Source organism: Rhodanobacter sp. Root179 (genome assembly GCF_001428465.1).
GTDB lineage: Bacteria > Pseudomonadota > Gammaproteobacteria > Xanthomonadales > Rhodanobacteraceae > Rhodanobacter.
Genome location: NZ_LMHR01000009.1, coordinates 1 through 4579, shown reverse-complemented (window position 1 = coordinate 4579; position 4579 = coordinate 1). Strand labels below are relative to the sequence as shown.

The following is a 4579-nucleotide window of genomic DNA, read 5'->3' as shown; positions in this document are numbered from 1 at the left end:
TTCCGCGCCTTGCGGACATCGGGCAACCGCTCCTGCGTTGCCTCAACTCCGGCATCCATGCCGATGCCCCCTGCGCGGCCTGTCGACCCCGCCTCGCCGCTGCAGAGGGGCCCCGGGTAGAGAAGCGGGCCATCGTGGCCCGCACTCGGTGCAACCGCTGCGCGGTTGCGAAAGCCGAAGGCCAAGAGCAAAAAATCCCGCTGCGAGCGAGACTTTCCAATACTGTGAATCTCTCGGTTCGGTCAGAACCATTCACTCAAAAGTGCACTCTGACCGAAAGGCAAAATCCACCTACCAACATCCAGCAACCTCGGTTGAACCACCCGCGGTTCGCACACCATCCTGATCCAATGTGAGAATCCCGCACTCAGTGTCTTGTGCGAGTTGGATATTGATTGGAATCGCACGAACTGTGTAGCGGTCGTTACCCAGCGAGGAAGGTGGTAGGTCGTACCTATAACTCATGCCTGTGCGCTGCTTATTCGCGCAATCCAGGGTGGGTAGGGTGTTGTCAGGTCCGCCGCTAGCTGGCGTATTGTAACTGAGATTTACAGTGTAATAGCGCTCCATATAATTGGCATATTCCGAAAGACACAATTCCGCCTCAACACGATTGCTTTGAATGATGTACTTCCCACGGAATGGAATCGCATCTACGATCGCACTACTAGTTCGAGAATTTTTACTCTGAGATGGGTACGAGCTCTTAGCGCTCGTCTGCCCGCCCGGGGCAATTACGGACTCCTCGGCAACAATTGGCCTATCTGCTTTAAGTTCCGACCGACCATAATTATCTACCGCTCCAGCGAGATAGGCGCCGCCAATGCTAAAAATCACCTGCCCGAAAAGAACGAGCGCGAATAGCGTAGTTCCAATAAATCCCTTGGCGATACCGCGCGTACGAAATAAATAGTAGGGAATCGCAAGTATAGCGAGCCCCACAATGGCTACGCCGAATCCGCCGGAACGTTTAAACTTATGAATGTTTGTGTCATTTCGATACCACAAAAAAACAAATGACAGACTGGCGCCTATGAACACCACGTCCACGATAGAAAATGGCTCTTTAAGGCCAAAAAGGTATTTAGCTATGCCGCCAAGAAGACCTATTATCAAAAAGCCCGAAATATAAAATATGCCTTTGCGCCCCGGCGATTGAGATGTCCCAGTCGCTTCTGGCTTGGGTGCAACAGCGCGACGTGGCATGCCGTACTTATCAAGCTGAGTCTCGGCGAACTCGGATTCTGGATGTTTGCTAGAAGCTTGCCGCTGTGGCATGCCGTATTTATCAAGGGGTGTCACAGTACGGGTTCCCGGCGCCACGTCTGCTGCCGGGTTTGGTGTTGACGAAGCTTCGGTAATGGGCTGAATCCCATGAGTAGCGAGCGCCTTTGCGATCGCATCGGCAACGAGCTTGGCCTGCCGTCGCTCGGCATCCTTGTCGATCGCCTCCTTCTTTTGGTTAGAAAAGTGCTGAACCGAACGGACGATCCAAGAGATTAACACTACAAAGACGCCGCCCCACGTCATCGGATTGTTTAGTGTGGAGAGAAATTCTGCACCCAAAAAAATGAGTGCCGCACCGACGATCACGAGCGCGTCTGCAGGACGCTTGAAAAGAAGAACGAGCCAACCAATGAAAAGCACAAAAACGATGATTGATACGGTTATGCCTCCAAGCATGAGGTCTCTTAGACCTTCCATAAATCCCCCTGTTTTATACCGTTAACTTCAAACATTGCAAGTTTTGTTGGTGCTAATGTTGGCGATTTTGAATAAGAATTTCACTTCCGAATTTCATATATCATCCTTCCGCCGTCACTCACCGTTATGACATTCATTGATGACGAACTTCACTTGGTGGTAGCGAATCGATGCCGATTACGCTGCAGGCTCGTAACCATGCCATCGAATCAGGAATGTCTGAGAGCGCAAAAGTTGTTAATTCTTGCGCTTGCTTGATTTTTAATTTTGCATGGTTGTGCCGACTTTCTTGGCGAAATGAAGCACGTCGCATTGCAAGTCATTTTTGATTGACTTCGTACAATTTTCCATTTTCATGAGCATTATGCCGAATTTGAGTTCATGCCATCAGCCATCCATCCTATCGATTTATCTATAAATTCGATGTTGAAATGCATCGGGTGAGTCGCTGAGGATAGCAAAAATGGCTAATATTATAGCCGACGTACTTCCAACGATAGATACAAGCGATCACTATCCGTAGTCCCTTATCCGTGTTGACAATACGGGACGCATCCTCGTGCTGAACCATCCAACCATCCAACCATCCAACCATCCATCCAGCTGCTTTACCGTCTCGGTTGATGAAGCGATTCTGGGAATGGCGAAAATGCCAAGGGATATGTTTGGTATAAAGCGCTGATCACGGTTTAGAATTCAGCATGTTTCATGCCACCCCTAGACTTTTGGTGCTAAGCTAATGAGGGATGAAGATAGGTTTTCGCCTGCCTGATGTTGCGCGGATGCACGGTTCAACGCAAGGGGCAATGATGGGCCTTCACTCGAGAACCCGCGAAAACCTAAGTCCGAAAGCTCGGGCCAGTGAGGTTTCCCAGGGTGAAGGCCATGAGATCAATAAGTGAACGTGATCCTGTTCTTGGCCGTTCGGCAAAATCAAACGTCCAACCTTTTCAGTTCTTCCAGATGTCCACGCAGAGCCTCTGTATTGGGGCAGTGCTCCGCCTCGGACGGTCGCGCGATAACAGCTCCACAGAGCTTTCCGTATGGACCTTTCTGCAATTTTTTTTGAAGCACGACTTCCCAAGTTGTCGGATCAATGCTAAGCAGGTGCAAGTCAAAGAGCGTGTGTATATCAGCTCGAAGCAAAAGGCCGTTCTGCACGTGGTTGGTATGGTCTCCCTTATATCCAACGATGTGGGCTGCCTCAAGCACGGCCTGCTCGTTGCACTTGGTTACGGCACATTTGTCTCCGTAAACATTCATGAGACTTTTCCTAAACGTCGACTGTCCTCGTCGATCGGTTATGGCACGTAGCGTCCTCTTCCTGGCATCTTCAATGCCTGCGGGCTCAAATGGGGTCATCGCCGCATCAAGCTGAGAAGCCTGCCAACGCAGTAGTGGCGGTGGCGCTAGCCTTTCGAAAGAGTTTCCTAGCTCTCCCTTCCATGTTACCTCCGGCATTCCTCGTCGATGCGCATCTCCAAAGGCTAAACGTAGCGTGCCGCAGTAATGATGCCCAATATTCTTGGCTTCATATGGGGCGTAGTTGAGATAAACCAGGCCAGCCTCAGTCACAACATCGCATACCGCAGCGTACTTTCCTCCCTTAGGTCCAACAATGTCATGCTGAACACGCCCGTCCCGTTCAAATAGATTCTCGGGTATAACGCTGGTGTAGCCCTCTGATCCTACGTCTTGCCACGTCACGAGCAATTCCATCGGACGAATCCTCTCTGTTCAACTGTTGGCGTTGGGTTGTTACGAGTTCTACCTGAGTTTCCTAATGACCGAGTTTGGGTGGCGTTGCCTAGAATTGCCTCTTAAGGTAAGCCCTTTCGCGTGGTCGCGTCTCGGCTTTGCCATGGTCGGCAGGCGATCGGGACCGTGCTTCTCTAGCACCTGCATTTTGGAACACTGGTGATACGTCCGTTAGTTGCCCTCACCGTGCGCTGCGGCTTTGGCTTTGCTCCGGTTCTTCTGAGAAGTGCGGGCCACGATGGCTCGTTGCGCTACCCGGGCCCCTCTGCAGCAGCGGGTGGGTGGAGGATCAGCCCACGGGGTGACCGGCATGGATGCCGGTCAGTTTGGCGTCAGGGCAGGAGGCCCTGTCGACAAACCCCGGAGCCCGACTGCGAACCTTGCGGACAGGATCTCTGCAAGGCGCGGAAGCGGGGTGCCCTCTGTATGGTTCCTTTCTCTCGGGCAAGTGAGAGAAAGGGACTCGCCCTCCGTCAGGAGGACGAAAGCTCTTGCTTTGGAATAGAACTAATTCAGAGTGACCGTTCCGCTTGGGCCGGTCATTGTGCACTTTCAAGTAGCAGTTCCGGATCGAAGGTGGACGTCCAGAACCTCAGTTCGGCCAGAAGGAATCCTTCCCAGAAGGAACCATTACAAGGGTGCACTCTCTTCCCGAGGCTTCGGATCTGCGAACGCCAACGCGAATCGGCTCAATGCAGTTGCAGGCTCAGCATCTTTCCGGTGAAAAACCCGGGTCAGTGTGAACTTTCGAGTGACCGTCCCGAGTACGAAGCCAGCCCCTGCAACACCGTCATCCTTGAAGGAGGGCGAAACACCTGTGCGTGGCGTGCGCGGTGCGCTGTGCGTTGCGGCTTGCTCTTGAGACGGCTCTTCTGAAAAGTGCGGGCCACTATGGCCCGCTGCTCTACCCGGGGCCCCTCTGCAGCGGCGGGCGGGTGGAGGATCAGCCCGCTGGGTGGTTCGCAGGGATGCGAACCAGTTTGGCGTCAGGGCAGGATGCCCTGTCGACAAACCCCGGAGCCCGACCGCGGACCTTGCGGACAGGAGGTCCCCAAGGCGCGGAAGCGGGGTGTCGTTTTCTCTTGGGTACTTCTCTTTTGGACAAGCAAAAGAGAAG

2 protein-coding genes are annotated in these 4579 nt (G+C 52.9%); both read right to left on the bottom strand.

Annotated elements, in window-relative coordinates:
• Positions 1 to 291: 291 nt before the first annotated feature.
• Positions 292 to 1683: a type IV pilin protein gene (locus tag ASD82_RS17245; protein ID WP_235580588.1), complete on the bottom strand. Its 1392-nt coding sequence runs from the start codon at positions 1681 to 1683 to the stop codon at positions 292 to 294.
• A gap of 954 nt (positions 1684 to 2637) precedes the next feature.
• Complete coding sequence (locus ASD82_RS17240; protein WP_082585190.1) at positions 2638 to 3423, bottom strand: HNH endonuclease signature motif containing protein; 786 nt, start codon at positions 3421 to 3423, stop codon at positions 2638 to 2640.
• Between the last annotated feature and the right edge of the window lie 1156 nt (positions 3424 to 4579).